At 73.4% G+C, this 16431-nt stretch carries 13 protein-coding genes; 5 read left to right on the top strand and 8 right to left on the bottom strand.

What is annotated here, in order from left to right:
- Positions 1 to 122: 122 nt before the first annotated feature.
- The gene (locus tag ABT015_RS11330; protein WP_350878487.1) at positions 123 to 2534 is read right to left on the bottom strand and encodes an outer membrane protein assembly factor BamB family protein; all 2412 of its coding nucleotides are present in this window, start codon (positions 2532 to 2534) and stop codon (positions 123 to 125) included.
- Positions 2535 to 2970: 436 nt separating this feature from the next.
- Between ABT015_RS11330 and ABT015_RS11325 the strand changes: the two genes are divergently transcribed.
- Positions 2971 to 3618: a TetR family transcriptional regulator gene (locus ABT015_RS11325; RefSeq protein ID WP_030055725.1), complete on the top strand. Its 648-nt coding sequence runs from the start codon at positions 2971 to 2973 to the stop codon at positions 3616 to 3618.
- Between the two features lie 215 nt (positions 3619 to 3833).
- Here ABT015_RS11325 and ABT015_RS11320 read toward each other — a convergent pair whose 3' ends face one another.
- The 6 genes from ABT015_RS11320 to ABT015_RS11295 all read right to left on the bottom strand — a co-directional run bounded on the left by ABT015_RS11320 (position 3834) and on the right by ABT015_RS11295 (position 9990).
- Complete coding sequence (locus ABT015_RS11320) at positions 3834 to 4778, bottom strand: beta-ketoacyl-ACP synthase III (protein ID WP_350878485.1); 945 nt, start codon at positions 4776 to 4778, stop codon at positions 3834 to 3836.
- Between the two features lie 286 nt (positions 4779 to 5064).
- Complete coding sequence (locus ABT015_RS11315) at positions 5065 to 6330, bottom strand: L,D-transpeptidase family protein (RefSeq protein WP_350878483.1); 1266 nt, start codon at positions 6328 to 6330, stop codon at positions 5065 to 5067.
- A 111-nt stretch (positions 6331 to 6441) separates the two neighbouring features.
- Entirely contained in the window at positions 6442 to 7605 is a 1164-nt protein-coding gene (mqnE, locus tag ABT015_RS11310; RefSeq protein WP_350878481.1) for an aminofutalosine synthase MqnE, read from the bottom strand.
- A gap of 121 nt (positions 7606 to 7726) precedes the next feature.
- Positions 7727 to 8734, bottom strand: coding sequence for a threonine ammonia-lyase (locus ABT015_RS11305; protein ID WP_350878479.1), 1008 nt, complete (start codon positions 8732 to 8734; stop codon positions 7727 to 7729).
- A 3-nt stretch (positions 8735 to 8737) separates the two neighbouring features.
- Complete coding sequence (locus ABT015_RS11300; protein WP_063348891.1) at positions 8738 to 9196, bottom strand: Lrp/AsnC family transcriptional regulator; 459 nt, start codon at positions 9194 to 9196, stop codon at positions 8738 to 8740.
- A gap of 119 nt (positions 9197 to 9315) precedes the next feature.
- Entirely contained in the window at positions 9316 to 9990 is a 675-nt protein-coding gene (locus ABT015_RS11295) for a UbiX family flavin prenyltransferase (RefSeq protein WP_350878478.1), read from the bottom strand.
- 68 nt (positions 9991 to 10058) lie between these two features.
- Between ABT015_RS11295 and ABT015_RS11290 the strand changes: the two genes are divergently transcribed.
- The 3 genes from ABT015_RS11290 to ABT015_RS11280 all read left to right on the top strand — a co-directional run bounded on the left by ABT015_RS11290 (position 10059) and on the right by ABT015_RS11280 (position 13933).
- On the top strand, positions 10059 to 10802 hold the full coding sequence (locus ABT015_RS11290; protein ID WP_350878477.1) for a cyclase family protein: 744 nt from the start codon (positions 10059 to 10061) through the stop codon (positions 10800 to 10802).
- A gap of 117 nt (positions 10803 to 10919) precedes the next feature.
- A complete protein-coding gene (locus ABT015_RS11285; protein ID WP_350878476.1) occupies positions 10920 to 11630 on the top strand; it encodes an MOSC domain-containing protein in 711 nt (236 codons plus the stop codon).
- Positions 11631 to 11878: 248 nt separating this feature from the next.
- Positions 11879 to 13933, top strand: coding sequence for a hypothetical protein (locus tag ABT015_RS11280; RefSeq protein ID WP_350878475.1), 2055 nt, complete (start codon positions 11879 to 11881; stop codon positions 13931 to 13933).
- Between the two features lie 118 nt (positions 13934 to 14051).
- Here ABT015_RS11280 and ABT015_RS11275 read toward each other — a convergent pair whose 3' ends face one another.
- The gene (locus ABT015_RS11275; protein WP_350878474.1) at positions 14052 to 14825 is read right to left on the bottom strand and encodes a TetR/AcrR family transcriptional regulator; all 774 of its coding nucleotides are present in this window, start codon (positions 14823 to 14825) and stop codon (positions 14052 to 14054) included.
- 102 nt (positions 14826 to 14927) lie between these two features.
- Between ABT015_RS11275 and ABT015_RS11270 the strand changes: the two genes are divergently transcribed.
- On the top strand, positions 14928 to 16154 hold the full coding sequence (locus ABT015_RS11270; RefSeq protein WP_350878472.1) for an FAD-dependent oxidoreductase: 1227 nt from the start codon (positions 14928 to 14930) through the stop codon (positions 16152 to 16154).
- The last annotated feature ends 277 nt before the right edge of the window (positions 16155 to 16431 follow it).

The following is a 16431-nucleotide window of genomic DNA, read 5'->3' as shown; positions in this document are numbered from 1 at the left end:
GGGGGGGGGGGGGGGGGGCCCGGGGGGGGGGGGGGGGGGGCCCCCCCCCCCGGGGGGCCCCCCCCCGGCGGCCGGGGCGGGGGGGGGGGGGGGGGGCCCCCCCCCCCCCCCGCCGCGCCGCTTCAGCGCGCCGGGACGGCCGTGCCGTAGAAGGCGTCCAGCGCGTACACGCAGCGGTCCTTGGAGCCGACGAAGACCCGGCCGCCGACCGCGACCGGCGAGCCGGTCAGCTCACCCTTGGTGCCGAGCTCCCAGCGCAGCTGACCGCTCGCCAGGTCCAGGGTGTGCAGCGAGTGGTCCCGGCTGCCCAGGTGCACCAGGCCGTCGGCCACCGCCGGGGAGCCGACGATCTCGCCGCGCGCCGTGTAGCGCCAGCGCTCCCGGCCGCTCGCCGCCTCGAAGGCGTACAGCACCCCGCCGCTGCCGACCAGCACCATGCCGTCCCCGACCACCACCGGCTCGGCGCCCTGGCGGTTGCCGGTGACCCCGCGCCAGCGGTCCCGGCCGGTGGCCGCGTCCAGCGCGTACACCGTCCCGAGGTAGTCGGCCACGTAGACCGCGTCGGCGTCCAGCGCGGGCGGGGTGAACAGCACCACCGGGGCCTCGAAGCGCCAGCGCTCGGCCCCGCTGGCCGCGTCCAGCGCGTACACCCGGGAGCCGGCCGTCACGTACAGCACGCCGCCGCGCTCGACCGGGTGCGAGGGCACGTCCTCGCCGACCGGGAAGGACCAGCGCAGGCCGGCGCCGTGCGGGTCGATGCAGCGCAGCCGCCCGGCCCCGTAGTAGTAGGCCGCGCCGGCCACCAGGACCGGCCCGGACTGCGGGTTCTCGTAGTCCTGCTGGGCGTCGTCGGCCCGCCACAGCTCGGCGCCGTTGGCGGCCGAGCGCAGCTGGACGCCGCCGCCGCGGACGCCGCAGCACAGCACCCCGTCGGCGGCGGAGAGCGAGTAGACCCAGCCGTCCAGCGAGGTGCGCCAGCGCTCGGTGCCGTCCGCGACGTCCACGGTGTACAGGTGCGGGCCGTCGGCCGCGTGCACCCGGCCGGCGTCCACCGCGAGCGCCCAGGCGACGTCCCGGGTCTTGTAGCGCCGCTCGCCGGAGGCGATGTCCAGCGCGTGCACCTCGAAGCTGGAGACGAAGAGCGTGCCGTCGGCGACCACGGGGGTGCCCCAGACGTCGTTGGACATCCGGAACCGCCAGGGGCGCCAGCGGGCGGCCGGCACCGGCGGCGGGGTGACCCGGCGGACCCAGTCGGTCTCGGCCGGGGCGGTGCCCGGGCCGGGCTGCTCGTGCTCGGCCCGCGGCCCGGGGCCTATCCGCACCGAGGCGCCGGACAGCCGCACCTCGACGGCCCCGCCGCCGCCCGGCGCGCGGTGCTTGTTGGGGGAGGCGATCTTCGCGGTCGGGATCTCGCCGTCGGACACCGGGCCCCGCCGCGGCCCCGTGTGCACCGGCCCGGACGGTGGCGGCGCGTGCCCCCCGCCCGGGTGGGTGCGCGGGTCGTCCAGGCCGGGGCGCTGCACCGGGACCGGCTGGTGGGGCTGCGGCGGCTGGTGGGGCTGGAGCGGGCCGGCCTGCGGCGGCCCGGCCGGGGGCGGCGGCGCGCCGCCCGGCAGCTGGACGGCCCGCGGCGGCGCGCTCGGGCGGCGGCCGCGCTTGCGCTCGATCAGCTCCAGCGCGTTCACCGGGAGCCAGTCGCCGACCTCGCCGGCGGCGTCGTCCCGGGAGAACAGGTGCGGGGCCAGTTCGGCCTGGATCTGCGCCGGGGTGGGCCGGTGCTCGGGCGAGGGCCGCATGCAGGCGCGGACCAGGTCCATCAGCTCGCGCGGCATCCCGGACAGGTCCGGCTCCTCGCGCAGCAGCTGGAACACCGTCTCGACCGGGTTGGAGCCACCGAAGGGCGGGTGCCCGGTCGCGCAGAACACCATCAGCGAGCCGAGCGAGAAGACGTCGCTGGCGCCCCGGACGTTACGGCTGTCCTTGGCCTGTTCGGGGGACATGTAGGCGGGGGTGCCGACCGCGACGTTGGTCATGGTGAGCCGGGTGCTGGAGACGCCGGAGGCGATGCCGAAGTCGATCACCTTCGGGCCGTCCTCGACCACCAGCACGTTGGAGGGCTTGAGGTCCCGGTGGATCAGCCCGGCCGCGTGGATGGACTGCAGCGCCTCGGCGATGCCCGCGATCAGCCAGCGGGTGGCGTCCACCGGCAGCGGACCGCACTCCTCGACCAGGTCCTCCAGCGAGGGGGCCGGGATGTACGCGGTGGCCAGCCAGGGCACCCGGGCGTCCGCGTCGGCGTCCACCACGGCCGCGGTGTAGAAACCGCCGACCGTCTTGGCCGCCTCGATCTCGCGGGCGAAGCGGACGCGGAACAGCTCGTCCTCGGCCAGTTCCGCCCGGACGGTCTTGATGGCCACCCGCCGGCCGGAGGCGGAGCGCGCCAGGTAGACCAGCCCCATCCCACCCGCGCCGAGCCGCCCCAGCACCTCGAAGGGCCCGATCCGCCTCGGATCGTGCGCCGTCAGCTGGTCCACTCCGCTGCCACCTCCCCGTTTTCCGCACCCGCCGCGTGGTGCCGGACCCGATTCTCCAATGCCGCCCCGCCCATCTCCAACCTCCCCCTCCCGGAGCCGATGGCCGCCCCGGGAGCGCCGCCGTCCGGCCGGTGATGACGGAACGGCCGGATTCTGACGCCCGTTCCGGCCGCGGTTTGCGTCCGGACGCCCGGACTCTCCACTTCGGCGTCGATCTTTCGGCGCCGCCCGTCGTCACGCTCTGTCACTCGATCACCCCTCAGCGGACTCGCCGTCACGCTGTGGGGTCAAAAGCACACGGGGGGGCTTCAACAGCGCTCGCGGAGCGCGGTGAATATCCGTCCGAAGTGGTTCATGCCCCTATAGCAACCCCCCGTGCGGAGTAATAGTCGCATCACCGAATCGCGCCAAGATCGTGCCACGGTAAGCTGACGGCATGACAGGACAAGTTCGCACCGTCGACGGTCGCGTCGCCGGGCGACGCGGACAGGAAACGCGGCAGAAGCTGCTCGACTGCCTCCGCGAGATGCTCAGCACGTCGCCGTACCGGGACGTCAAGGTCATCGACGTCGCCCGTATGGCGGGTACCTCCCCCGCGACCTTCTACCAGTACTTCCCGGATGTCGAGGGCGCTGTCCTCGAAATCGCCGAGGAAATGGCCAAGGACGCCGACACCCTCAAAGAGCTGGTGGCCGGAAAGTCCTGGGCAGGGAAGTCCGGTCCGACCACTTCGGAAGAACTGGTCGACGGATTCCTCGCCTTCTGGCGCAAGAACGACGCCATTCTCCGAGTGGTCACGCTCGGTGCCGCCGAAGGGGACAAGCGGTTCTTCAAGATCCGCATGACGGTCCTCAACGCGGTCGCCAAGCCGCTCGCGGAGGCCGTCAAGGAACTCCAGGCGAAGGGCCAGGCCGACAAATCGCTCGACCCGAACGCCGTCGCCGGGGCCCTGGTCTCGCTGCTCGCCTCGGCGGCCGAGCACCAGAAGGCCTTCACCTCCTGGGGCGTCAAGGTCAAGGACCTCAAGCCCAACCTCGCTCCCCTGGTGTACCTGGGCGTCACCGGCAAGAAGCCGCCCAAGTAGACCGTCCGCTCAACCGACCATCCGCTCCGCGCGCAGCCCCGGCCTCCTGTCCGGGGTACGACGGACGGCGGCCGTGTCCTCGGGGGAGGTCCGCCGACGTACCGCACGCGCGCCAGACATGCCGGTGGGCGGGCACCCCTCACACAGGGTGCCCGCCCACCGGCATGTTCGCGTTCCGGCCCCTCAGGGGCCCGCGGAAGCCCGGCTCCGCGCCGTCAGGGGCAGCGGACCACCTGGCCGGCGTAGGCGAGCCCGCCGCCGAAGCCGAAGAGCAGGACCGGGTCACCCGGGGACAGCTCGCCGCGTTCGACCAGCTTGGAGAAGGCCAGCGGGATCGAGGCGGCCGAGGTGTTGCCGGAGTCGACCACGTCCCGGGCCACCACCGCGTCGGTGAGGCCCAGCTTGGCGGCGATCGAGTCGATGATCCGCAGGTTGGCCTGGTGCGGCACGAAGCCCTTCAGCTCCGACGGGTCGATCCCGGCCTGCTCGCAGGCCCGGCGGGCCAGCGGGGCGAGCTGGGTGGTGGCCCAGCGGAACACCGACTGGCCCTGCTGGCTGATCACCGGGTCCCAGCCGGTGATCACCACGGCGTCGCCCTTCTCCGGCTCGGAGCCCCAGACCACCGGGCCGATGCCGGGCTCGGCACCGTCCTCCTGGGCCTCGACCACCGCGGCGCCGGCGCCGTCGCCGAAGATCACGCAGGTGGTGCGGTCGGTCCAGTCCAGCGTGTCGGACATCCGCTCGGCGCCGATCACCAGCGCGCGGCGGGCCGCGCCGGCCCGGATCGCGTGGTCGGCGGTGGCCAGGGCGTACGAGAAGCCGGAGCAGACCGTGTTGATGTCGTACGCGGCGGGCGCCCGGACGCCGAGCCGGGCGGCCACGGCGGCGGCGGTGTTGGGGCTGCGCTCGACCGCGGTGCAGGTGGCGACCACGACCAGGTCGATCTCGTCGGCCGTCCGGCCGCTCTTGGCGAGCGCCTTCTGCGCGGCCTCGGTGGCGAGGTCGACCAGGGTCTCGCCCTCGGCGATGTGCCGGGTTCTGACGCCCACCCGGCTACGGATCCACTCGTCGTTGGTGTCGACGAGCGCCTCCAGGTCGTCGTTGGAGAGGACCTTGGGGGGCTGGTAGTGGCCGAGTGCCACAATGCGCGAACCGCTCATAGTGCCATGGAACCGGGTTACCCACTGGTCAGCGGGGCGCGCCCGGCTACAGGATCCGCCCCCGTGATCTGTAGGAGCCCGACAAGGGGCGTTGCGGCGACTGGCCTCCGGGCGCGCCGGGATCGACGCCGAGGCGGACGAGGGGCCGGGCACCGCCGCCGGTGACGGGCCCGGCACCGCCCGGAACGCCGTACGGGCGCCGCCGGAACGCCCGTGTCGGGCCGGTGTCGGACCGGGGGCGGGCCAGGGTGGGGGCCGGGGTGGGGCCGGGGCCGGAACGCCGGGGTCAGGCGGACAGCGAGGTGGCGTCGCCCATCACGATCACCGGGTGGGCCGCCGGATCCAGGGTGCGGATCAGCTCGGCCATCTTGTCCTCGGGGATCGAGACGCAGCCGTGGGTGGGGCCGTCGTGGTCGACGTGGATCCAGATCCCGCCGCCCTTCTTCGCGCCCATCGGGCGGCGCGGGTCCAGCGGGGAGTTTCCGGGCACCCGGTTGTAGTCGATCGCGACCACGTAGTCGAAGGAGCCGGCCAGCTGGTCGCCGAAGAAGCCCGTCCCGGAGACCACGAAGCTCGGGTCCTTGTCGTACGGGAGCTTGCTGCCCGGGTCGGCCTTGCGGCCGCCCGCGTCGGTGAGCGAGAAGACGCCGATCGGGCTGCGCAGGTCGCCCTCGTTGTGGTCGGCGGTCCAGCCGTTGTTGCCGTTGTGGCCCTGCCAGGTCTCACCGGCCAGCCAGCGGCCCTCGGGGGTGCGGGTCCAGAGGGTGACGGTGTTCTTGTTGCCGTTCTTGTCCTGGCCGGAGGCGAGCACCACCTGGGTGGTCTCGGCGGGTATCTTCGCGACGAAGTCGGCGCCGAGGCCGGGTATCGCGGCGACCGAGCCGTCCGAGCGGGCCTGGCTGCGGTCTGCGGCCGGGGTCCGGGCCTGCCGGTCGGCGGCGGCCCGGGCGGCGGGAGCCGGCTGGTCGGGCGTGCTGACGCCCTCCGGGCCGGGGCCGTCGGCGGCCGCGGCGACGGGCTTGGCGTCGTCCTGGCCGACGGTGTACCAGCCGGTGGCGGCCGCGACCAGCAGCGCGGTGCCGGCCATCACCGCCTTGCCGTGGCGCTTCTTCTTCGCCTTCCGGCGGTGCCCCCGGGCGGCCGTCCTGGCGCCCACGGGGACCGCGGCGGGCGGGGGCGTGGGCTGCCGGACGGGCTCCGGCTCGAACGCGTACACCGGTTCGGCGTCGTACACCGGCTCAGGGGCGTACGACGGCTCGGGGGCGTACACCGGCTCCGCGTCGTACCCCGGCCCGGGGGCGTACCCCGGCTCGGGGGCGACGAGCGGGTCGGGCCCGGCGGCGTACGGCTGGGACGGCCGGAACGGCTGCTCGTACGCCTCGAAGTACCCGTCAGGGGCCTGCGGGAGCTGCCCGTACTCGCCGTAGTGGTCCTGCCGGACGGGCTGCCGGTACGGCTCACCCGCCCCGTACGGCTGCTGCGGCACCCCGTACACCGGCTCCGCTATCGGCTCGTACGACGGGTACGTGGTGGCGCGATGAGAACCGGACATACCGCCGATCCTGCCAAAAGGTGTACCGGTTGGTAAACCCGGGGCAGGTGCGGGGGCGGTGAAGAAACGACGCCGCCCGGGCCGGGGCCCGGGCGGCGGGGAGGTCGACGGTCAGAGGCGCATCGCCTGCGGGGCCTCGCGGCGCCCCAGGTCCGGGCCCTCGTACTCGCGGATGATCTCGTAGCGGGTGTTGCGCTCGACCGGGCGGAAGCCGGCGTCGCGGATCAGGTCGAGCAGGTCGTCGCGGCCCAGCTTGTTCGGGGTGCCGAAGTTGTCCGCGTCGTGGGTGATCTTGTACTCGACCACCGAGCCGTCCATGTCGTCCGCGCCGTGGCTGAGCGCCAGCTGGGCGGTGGTGACGCCGTGCATCACCCAGAAGACCTTGACGTGCGGGACGTTGTCGAGGAGCAGCCGGGAGACCGCGAAAGTCTTCAGCGCCTCGGCGCCGGTGGCCATCTCGGTGCGGGCCATCAGCTTGTTGCGCACGACGCCGTCCTTGGAGTCGTGGAAGTCGTGCTGGTAGCGCAGCGGGATGAAGACCTGGAAGCCGCCGGTCTCGTCCTGCAGCTCGCGCAGCCGCAGCACGTGGTCCACCCGGTGGCGGGGCTCCTCGATGTGGCCGTACAGCATGGTGGCCGGCGTCTTGAGGCCCTTGCTGTGGGCGAGGCGGTGGATCCGCGACCAGTCCTCCCAGTGGGTGTCGTGGTCGACGATGTGCTGGCGGACCTCCCAGTCGAAGATCTCCGCGCCGCCGCCGGTCAGCGACTCCAGGCCGGCGTCGATCAGCTCGTCCAGGATCTCGTCGGCGGGCAGGCCGCTGATCTTCTCGAACCAGTGGATCTCGGTGGCGGTGAAGGCCTTCAGCGAGACGTTCGGCAGGGCCGCCTTCAGCTCCCGCAGCGAGCGCGGGTAGTAGCGCCAGGGCAGGGTCGGGTGCAGGCCGTTGACGATGTGCAGCTCGGTGAGGGACTCGACCTCCATCGCCTTGGCGAGCCGGACGGCCTCCTCGATGCGCATCGTGTAGGCGTCCTTCTCGCCCGGCTTGCGCTGGAACGAGCAGTACGCGCAGGACGCGCTGCACACGTTGGTCATGTTGAGGTGGCGGTTGACGTTGAAGTGGACGACGTCGCCGTTCTTCCGCGTCCGCACGTGGTGGGCCAGACCGCCCAGCCAGGCCAGGTCGTCGCTCTCGTAGAGCGCGATCCCGTCCTCGCGGGTCAGCCGCTCACCCGCGTAGACCTTCGCCTCCAGCTCGCGCTTCAGCCCTGCGTCCATGCGGTGCCCCGCCTCCTCCGACTTCGATTCCTTGCCGGACCGAGACTACGTCACTCGTCCGCTCGCCTCCGGGCCGCTCCGACCCGGTGCCGACGCTCCTCGCTCCGGCGCTCCTGCGTCGCTAGTCGCTCGTCGCTTTCGGCACCGGCGCGCCCTTCGGCTCGGGACGGTCCGACAGCAGCTCAGCGAGCAGTGCGGGGTCGATGTTGCCACCACTGACCACGGCCGCGACCGTCCGGCCCCCGGTCTCGGCGGCGCGGTGGAAGTAGGCCGCCGGGGCGACCGCGCCGGAGGGCTCGGCGACCAGCCGGCCGCGACGGGCCAGCAGGGCGACGGTGGCGCGGATCTCGTCCTCGGTGACGGTGACGATGTCGTCCACGTACGCGGTCAGGTGCTCGAAGGGCAGCTCGCCGACCGACGGGGTGCGCAGGCCGTCCGCGATGGTCCGGTAGGTGTCGGCGACCGGCCAGGCCAGCCGGCGGCCGGCCCGGAAGCTGGCCTGCGCGTCGGCGGCCAGCTCCGGTTCCACGCCGATCACCCGGATGCCCGGGCAGGTGAGCTTGAGCGCGGCCGCCGTCCCGGAGATCAGGCCGCCGCCGCTGACCGGCACCAGGACGGTGTCCAGCCCGGCCGGGGCGTCCTCGGCGATCTCCAGGCCGACCGTGCCCTGGCCCGCGATGATGAACGGGTCGTCGTACGGCGGTACCCAGACGTAGCCGTGCCGCTCGGCCAGCTCGGCGGGCAGGGTGTCCCGCTCCTCCGGCGACACCAGGACCACCTCGGCGCCGAACCCCCGGGTGGACTCCACCTTCACCGCCGGAGAGGTGCCCGGCATCACGATGACGGCCTTGATGCCGAGCAGCGCCGCCGCGTACGCCACCGCCTGCGCGTGGTTGCCGCTCGACTGGGCGACCACGCCGCGGGCCCGCTCGGCCTCGGTGAGCGCGGCCAGCCGGTTGTACGCGCCGCGGGTCTTGAAGGCCCCGGTCGGCTGGAGGTTCTCGGGCTTCAGCCAGAGCCGGCGCTCCCCCTCGTCCGCCCACGGGGCGGGAACCAGCGGGGTGCGCACGGCCACCCCAGCGATCCGCTGCCGAGCGGCGCGCAGCTCCTCCAGACCGACCAGTGCCATCCGTCACTCTCCTTCGGGAGGGAGTTCGCTCACCCGGTTCTCCCACTTCGTGGAGAGTACGACGGTGGTACGGGTGCGGGCCACGCCTTTCGTGCCCGAGATCCGCTTGACCACCGACTCCAGGCCCGCCACGTCGGCCACCCGGACCTTGAGCATGTAGGAGTCGTCACCCGCGATGAACCAGCAGTCCTCGACCTCGTTGAGGTCCTTGAGCCGGTGCGCGACGTCCTCGTGATCGGCGGCGTCGGTCAGCTGAAGGCCGATCAGGGCCGTGACGCCGAAGCCGAGCGAGGCCGGATTGACCGTCGCGCGGTAACCGGTGATGACGCCGGCCTGCTCCAGTCGGTTGATCCGGTCCGTGACGCTCGGGCCGGAGAGTCCGACCAGCCGGCCCAGCTCGGCGTAGGACGCGCGGCCGTTCTCCCGGAGCGCCTGGATGAGCTGTCTGTCCACCGTGTCCATATACCGTCCGCGTCCTTCCGAACCTCACCAGACCCACAGATCATTATCCGGATTCCAAGGCGCCATGCGCGGAACAACCCGGATATCGCAGAGAAGATACTCTCCCGCCCACGGCCTCCTCACTCCCCCTCAGTCGACACGCTGCCGTTCTCGTCGGCCCGGCGGGCCGCCGCCCCCAACTCCCCTTCCCAGCGCAGGTACAGGGAATGCGGGACGCCGACCGCGTCCAGCACCCGGCCGGCCACGAAGTCGACGAGTTCCCGCACGGTCGAGCCGCCGGCGTAGAAACCGGGCGAGGCGGGGAGGACGACGGCGCCCTGCGCGTCGAGCTCCACCAGGTGCTTCAACGTCACCCCGTTGAGTGGCGTCTCACGCACGCACACGACCAGCGGGCGGCGCTCCTTGAGGGTGACGCTGGCCACCCGCTGCAGCAGGTCCTTGCTCAGACCGAGCGCGATCCCGGCGACCGCGCCGGTGGTCGCGGGCACCACCAGCATGCCCTTGGCCGGGTACGAGCCGCTGGACGGGCCGGCCGCGAAGTCCCCGGCGGGCCAGTAGCGGACGTCGTCCAGGCCCTCGTCGGAGCCCAGCCAGGCGGCCAGGTCGGCGCGCCAGTGGGCGTCCCGGAAGGAGATGCCGGTCTCGTCGAGGATGGTGAGCCGGGCGGCTCGGCTGACGATCAGGTCCACCGGCTCCCCGGCGGCGAGCAGCGCCCGGATCACCGAGGCGGCGTACGGCGTCCCCGACGCACCGGAGACTCCGACCACCCACGGCTGACGCTTGACTGTTCCCATGTCCCCATTTCTATCCGGACTCACCCGGCCGGGCCTCATCCGCGGGCTCCCCTGGAAGGATGGGGGGCATGGCAGCGACCCTCGTCGACCTCACCCATCAGGTGACCACCGCGATGCCGGTCTACCCCGGCGATCCGGCCGTCCTGTTGGAGCCCGCGCTCACCACCGCCACCGCCGGGGTGAACGTGCTGGCCCTGCACCTCGGCTCGCAGTCCGGGACGCACGTGGACGCGCCGTACCACGTGGACGTCACCTGGCCGACCCTGGACGGGCTGCCGCTGGAGCGGTTCACCGGCCCCGCGGTGCTCGCCGACCTGCGCGGGCTGGAGCCCCGGGCCGCCGTCACCCCCGAGCTGCTCGCACCCGCCCTGGAGCGCGTCGGCGAGGGGTCCGTCCTGCTGCTCGCCACCGGCTGGGCCCGGCACTGGGGCACCGACGCCTACCTCGCGCACCCCAGCCTGACCGCGGCCGCAGCCGAGGCGATCGTCGCCGCCGGGGTGCGGACCGTCGGGGTGGACGCGCTGAGCGTCGACCCCACCCCCGACCCGGGCCCGGGAGACCCGGCGGTCGCCGCGCTGCTCGCGGACCTCACCGACGAGCACGACCGGCCCGGCGCCGACGAGCCGACCCTCGCCGCGCACCGGGTGCTGCTGGGGGCGCCCGGCGGCGGGGTGATCGCGGAGAACCTGACCGATCTGCGGGCGCTGCTGGACGCCCAGGCGGCCGGACTGCCGGTCGAGGTGTCGCTGTTCCCGCTGCGGCTGGCGGCGGCGGACGGTGCGCCGGTCAGGGCGGTGGCTCGGCTGGGCTGAGGCGTGTCGTCGGCGTGCAGGCGGGCGTTCGAAGACACGCCCCGGGACGTTCCGGCCAGTCGCGGCACGGGACTTGGTCTAGACCATCCCCCGGCGCCGCCGCTACGCTGTCCGCCCATGGCAGAGATCATCGGAGTGATCGAGCGACTCTGGCGCTACCCCGTGAAGTCCACCGGCGGCGAGCGGCTCGACTCCGTCGAGGTGGACGAGCGCGGCCTGGCCGGCGACCGCCTCTACGCCGTCCGCGACGCGGACGGCAAGCTCGGCTCGGGCAAGAACACCCGCCGCTTCCGCCGGATGGACGGCCTGCTCCGCCTCTCCGCCCGCCTCGGCCACCGGATCGACGGCCCCGAACTGTTCGACCCGCTCGGCCGCCCGGTCGCCGCCCCGGCCGCGTTCCTGCGCGCCTACCTCCAGCGCGAGGACGTCGAACTCGCCCGCGAGGACGCCGTCTCCCACTTCGACCAGCTGCCGGTCAGCGTGCTCACCACCGCCACCCTGGACTGGGTCCGCGAGGCCGCCCCCTTCACGGTGGTCGACGAGCGCCGGTTCCGCCCCAACATCCTGCTGCGGACGCCCCCGGGCACCCCGCCCTTCGTCGAGGACGGCTGGTTCGGCCGGGAGGGCCACGGCGGCACCGGCGTCCGCCTCGCCTTCGTACGCTCCAGCGAGCGCTGCGCGATGACCGGCGCCCCGCAGCCGGGGCTGCCGCACGCCCCCGAGATCCTCAAGGCGATCGTGCACGCCCACGACGGCCGGCTCGACGCCCTCGCCGAGGTCGCCGCCCCGGGGCGACTGAGCGTGGGCGACGAGCTCGCGCTGTCCTGAGCCCGGCGGGAGCTGGGGAGAAGAACCGCAGGTCAGGGCGGTCTCGGAGATTTTCGAAAAAACTTCTGGATCAGCTGCAACCCCGGCGGCCGCCGCACGTCTATGTCAGTGAGAGGCGGGGAAGCCCGCCGAACCCGGACCGCGAGAGGCGCTGGGGGCGACGCCCTCGAACTTCGGGTCCGACATCAACCACCTGTACCGGCCGGCGGCTGAAATGCCGACGGTAGAACACCCTGGGGGGTATTTCCATGCCTGTTGTCCGCACCCGTCGTTCCCGCTCCACCGTCCTCACCGCCGCCACCCTCGGCGTGCTGCTCGCCACCGGCGCGGTGCTGTCCTCCCCGGCCGCGTACGCCGCCCAGGCCCCGGCCGCCGCCACCGCCCCGGCAGAGGGCACCGCGAAGGCCGCCGAGGCCACGGCCGACAAGCCGTCGCTGAAGGTCAACGCGCCGGCGACGGTCGGCCGCGGCGGACAGCCGGTCGAGTTCACCGAGACCATCACGAACCCCGGCACCACCGAGGCCTCGTTCACGCTGAGGATCGGCACGAGCGGCGCGGGCCCCATCTCGACCAACGCCATCAAGGTCGACTACCGCGACGCGGACGGCACCTGGAAGCCCGTCGCCGACAAGGTCCCCGGCCTGACCGTCGCCGCTGGTGCCACCAGGACCGTCCAGCTGCGCCTCACCACCGAGCTCGCCGCCTACTGGTCCAACCGGGACTCGACCGTCACGCTCAGCTCCGCCGTCCTCGATGCCGCCGGCGCCACCGTCCTCGCCGAGAGCACCGACCAGGTCGCGGCCAAGGCCATCAGCCTGCAGATCAAGAACGCTCCGACCACCGCCGTCGTCGGCGGCGCCCCGGTCGAGTTCGACGTCACCATCAACAACTCCAGCGCCTCCCGCTACACCAACGTCGACAAGATCGTGGAGGCGGACCAGCACAGCACGCTCCAGGTGCAGAGGGCCGACGGCAGCTGGGAGAACATCACCGGCACCCCCGGCACCCGGACGACCGCCGACCGGGTCACCTACCACCTCTCGGGCGACCAGAACATGGCGCCCAACGAGACCTTCACCAGGCACATCCGCCTCACCTACACCGCCGACGCCCCGATCCGCATGGACTACCTCCACGTGTGGGCGGTGCTCGACCTGGGCAGCCGGTACGTGCCCGAGACCGTCGGCCCCCAGTACGTCGAGATCAACCTCACCGCGGCCCCGGCCACCGCCAAGCCGGCCCTGACCATCCAGGAGCCGTCCCCGATCGGGTACGGCGGCGAGCCCGTCGAGTTCTCCGAGACCGTCACCAACCCGGGCACCGCCGAGGCGCCGTTCACCCTGAAGCTCAACGTGAGCAACGGGCACGCCCGGGTGCGCGACGCGTTCGCCATCGACTACCGCGACGCCGACGGCACCTGGAAGCCGGTCGAGCTGACCTTCAAGCAGAGCTACAGGACCTTCGACTTCAGTGGCAAGGTGACCGGCCTGACCGTCCCCGCCGGCGCCACCAAGACCGTCCAGCTGCGGCTCGCCGCCGTGGGCAACAACGACACGAGCGGCTACAACGAGCCGGCCAAGCTCTACTCCGCCGTCGTCGACCCGGCGGCCGAGGACACCGTGCTCGCCGAGGCCGCCAAGGACGTCGCGGTGAAGTCGCTGGCCGTCCAGCTCAAGAACGCGCCGACCACCGCCGTCGTCGGCGGCGCCCCGGTCGAGTTCGACGTCACCGTCGACAACCCCAGCACCTCCCGGTTCGGCAAGCTCGCCACCATCCTGTGGATCGACCCGCACAGCGTCCTGGAGGTGCAGAAGGCCGATGGCGCCTGGGAGACCGTGCCCGGCACCCCGGGGCCCCAGTCCGGCGGCTACGTCCGCTACCTCCTCAGCGGCGACGGCCTCGCGGCAGGCGCGACCATCACCAAGCACGTCCGCCTCGCCTACACCGCCGAGGCCAAGGTCGGCCAGACCTTCGTCATCCCGTCCGCCCTCATCAACGAGGGCACCGCCCACGTCTCCAGCGCGGGCCCGCAGGGCAGCGCGATCCAGCTCACCGCCGCGACCGCCGACACCTCCGGCGTCGACACCGGCCCCGTCATCCGGACCACCTACACCACCGGCACCGCCGACGAGACCGACACCGCCGGCACCACCGGCACCACCGGCACCGCCGCCCAGCTGGCGGGCGGCCAGCTCGCCCACACCGGGTCGGACGGCGTCATCAAGACCGCGGCGGGCGCCGCCGCCCTGCTCGTCAGCGGCATCGGCGCGCTCTTCGTCGCGCGCCGCCGCCGCAGCGCCTGACCACCCCCGTCCGAGCCCCGGCTCCCCGGCTCCGCCCGGCGAGCCGGGGCTCGGCGCTTTCCGGGAGACACGTCCCAGGCCCTGTCCGGGGAACGGATCAGGCAGTCTCCCGGCGCCGCTACGGCAGGGCGACCGCCCGCAGGTAGGCCTCGGCGAAGAGGTCGATGGACTCCTCCAGCGAGGGCAGTCCGGCGCCGAGCACCGGTTCGTGGACCGGCCGCAGCAGGATGTGGTTGATCAGCGGGCCGAACAGCAGCTGGCCCAGCACCGGGAGCGGCAGCGGCCGCAGCCGTCCGGCCTCGACGTGCGGCAGCAGCAGCCGGCCGAGGCCGTCGAACAGTCGCGGCAGGTGGGCCGCCATCATCCGGGAGGCGGGGCCGTCCGGCCGGGCGAACAGGTCGGCGAAGACCGCCGGCATGACCCGGGGCCGGCGGTCGAAGGCCGCGGCGAAGGCGCGGTGAAGCGCCCGGACGGTGTCCTCCAGGCACTCCGGCGGGTTCGCGGCGAGCGCTTCCAGGTCCGGCAGCGGGCCGTACTGGAGGAAGACGGCGGTGAGCAGGCCGTCCCGGCCCTCGAAGACGGTGTGCAGGCTGGGCAGCGAGCACTCGGCGCGGTCCGCCACGGCGTCCAGGGTGACCCCGCCCAGGCCGCGTTCGGCCACCAGCCCGGCCGCCGCCGCGATCGCGCGCTCCCGTACCGGCGGCCGTCCGCCCGGGTCGACGCCCGCCTGCCGGACCGCCTCGTCCAGCGGTGCCCGGCAGCCGCCGAGCCGGCGCAGCAGGGTACTGCGGGAGATTCCGGCCGTCGCGGCGATCGCCGTCAGCGGGACGTCCGCGACGTCCTGACCCCGGTCCTTCGCCGCCGCGAGGGCGGCCGCCACCAGATCCTTCATGTGAAGCAGCATACTACTTGACACCTGAGACGGTTCCAGAGACTCTATCAATGCAAGTTCCACACGGAAGGTGATCAACCGAGCACAGCAAGGGAGAGAGCCATGAGCGTCGTGATCTCCGGGGGCGGACCGGCCGGAATGATGTTGGGCCTGCTGCTGGCCCGGGCGGGTGTCGAGGTGACCGTGCTGGAGAAGCACGGGGACTTCCTGCGGGACTTCCGCGGCGACACCGTCCACGCCTCCACCGTGCGACTGATGGACGAACTCGGCCTCGGCCGGAAGTTCGCCGCGCTGCCGCAGAGCCGGCTCGGCAACCTGGTGGTGCCGGTGCCCGGCGTCGGCCAAGTCCCGCTGAGCGCCTACGACCGGCTGCCCGCGCCGTACAACTACATCGCGATGATGCCGCAGTGGGACCTGCTCAACTTCCTGGTCGAGGAAGCCCGGCAGGAGCCCACCTTCACCCTGCGGATGAACACCGAGGCCACCGGACTGATCCAGGAGGGCGGCCGGGTGGCCGGCGTGCGCTACCGCACCCGGGACGGCGAGCAGGGCGAGCTCCGCGCCGACCTCACCGTCGGCACCGACGGCCGGCACTCCACCCTGCGCAAGGCGGCCGGGCTGGTGGCCGAGGAGTACCCGGTGCCCTTCGACGTCTGGTGGTTCCGCCTGCCCCGGCACGCGGAGGAGCAGGCCGCGCCGCCCAGCCTCGTCGCCGGCTTCGGCGACGGCGAGGTGGCCCTCAGCATCGCCCGCGACGGCTACTTCCAGATCGCCTACTTCAAGCCCAAGGGCTCCGACCCGCAGCTGCGCGCCGAGGGCGTGGAGCGCTTCCGCGAGCGGATCGCCCGGCTGCTGCCCCAGTACGCCGACCGCGTCGACCAGTTGGCGGGCATGGACGACGTCCACATGCTCGACGCCCGGCTCAACCGGCTGGACCGCTGGTACACCGACGGGCTGCTGCTGATCGGCGACGCCGCCCACGCGATGTCCCCGGCCGGCGGGGTCGGCATCAACCTCGCCATCCAGGACGCCGTCGCGGCCGCCACCCTGCTCGCCGAGCCGCTGCTGCGCGGCCGCCCGACCACCGCCGCGCTCGCCCGGGTGCAACGGCGGCGCCAGATGCCGACGGTGGTCATCCAGCGGCTGCAGCGGATCCTGCACGGCGTGATGTTCGTCCCGGCACTCACCGGCCGGCGGTCCGGCCCGCCGATGGGATTCGCCGCGCTCGTCCGCCACGTCCCGGTGGTCCGACTGGGCATCTCCCGCCTGATCGCCTTCGGCCCCCGCCCCGAGCACGCCCCGGCCTTCGCCCGACGCCCCATGGCGTAGCCGCCCGCCGCACGGTCAGGGTCGGGCTGGACCGCACGGTCGACCAGTCGCTCCGGCTCTCCGCACCCGAGGCCTTCGGCGGGTACGCGCGGGACTGGACGACGGCCGACCTGGAACACCGCATCAGCTCGGCGGCAGCTCCACTACCCGATGTACGAGACGCCGGTGGCGCCGGCCACCGCGCTGGAGTCCTTCCCGCGCGACTGACACCCGCCTTCACCCGAGCGGGCGAGCTTCCCGTCGAGGGGTGGGGGCCTGTAGCAGGCTCCTCCGCATG

The sequence above is a fragment of the Kitasatospora sp. NPDC094016 genome, from assembly GCF_040304045.1.
Taxonomy (GTDB): Bacteria; Actinomycetota; Actinomycetes; order Streptomycetales; family Streptomycetaceae; genus Kitasatospora.
Note: the sequence above shows the minus strand (reverse complement) of the source record. Positions and strands in the feature narration are given on the sequence as shown.

Excerpts from the sequence above, each read along its gene's own strand:
- ABT015_RS11280 (WP_350878475.1), top strand. The coding sequence starts at position 11,879 with ATGCCTGTTGTCCGCACCCGTCGTTCCCGCTCCACCGTCCTCACCGCC.
- ABT015_RS11295 (WP_350878478.1), bottom strand. The coding sequence starts at position 9,990 with ATGGGAACAGTCAAGCGTCAGCCGTGGGTGGTCGGAGTCTCCGGTGCG.
- ABT015_RS11300 (WP_063348891.1), bottom strand. The coding sequence starts at position 9,196 with ATGGACACGGTGGACAGACAGCTCATCCAGGCGCTCCGGGAGAACGGC.
- ABT015_RS11290 (WP_350878477.1), top strand. The coding sequence starts at position 10,059 with ATGGCAGCGACCCTCGTCGACCTCACCCATCAGGTGACCACCGCGATG.
- ABT015_RS11270 (WP_350878472.1), top strand. The coding sequence starts at position 14,928 with ATGAGCGTCGTGATCTCCGGGGGCGGACCGGCCGGAATGATGTTGGGC.
- mqnE (WP_350878481.1), bottom strand. The coding sequence starts at position 7,605 with ATGGACGCAGGGCTGAAGCGCGAGCTGGAGGCGAAGGTCTACGCGGGT.
- ABT015_RS11320 (WP_350878485.1), bottom strand. The coding sequence starts at position 4,778 with ATGAGCGGTTCGCGCATTGTGGCACTCGGCCACTACCAGCCCCCCAAG.
- ABT015_RS11325 (WP_030055725.1), top strand. The coding sequence starts at position 2,971 with ATGACAGGACAAGTTCGCACCGTCGACGGTCGCGTCGCCGGGCGACGC.
- ABT015_RS11305 (WP_350878479.1), bottom strand. The coding sequence starts at position 8,734 with ATGGCACTGGTCGGTCTGGAGGAGCTGCGCGCCGCTCGGCAGCGGATC.
- ABT015_RS11275 (WP_350878474.1), bottom strand. The coding sequence starts at position 14,825 with ATGAAGGATCTGGTGGCGGCCGCCCTCGCGGCGGCGAAGGACCGGGGT.
- ABT015_RS11285 (WP_350878476.1), top strand. The coding sequence starts at position 10,920 with ATGGCAGAGATCATCGGAGTGATCGAGCGACTCTGGCGCTACCCCGTG.
- ABT015_RS11315 (WP_350878483.1), bottom strand. The coding sequence starts at position 6,330 with ATGTCCGGTTCTCATCGCGCCACCACGTACCCGTCGTACGAGCCGATA.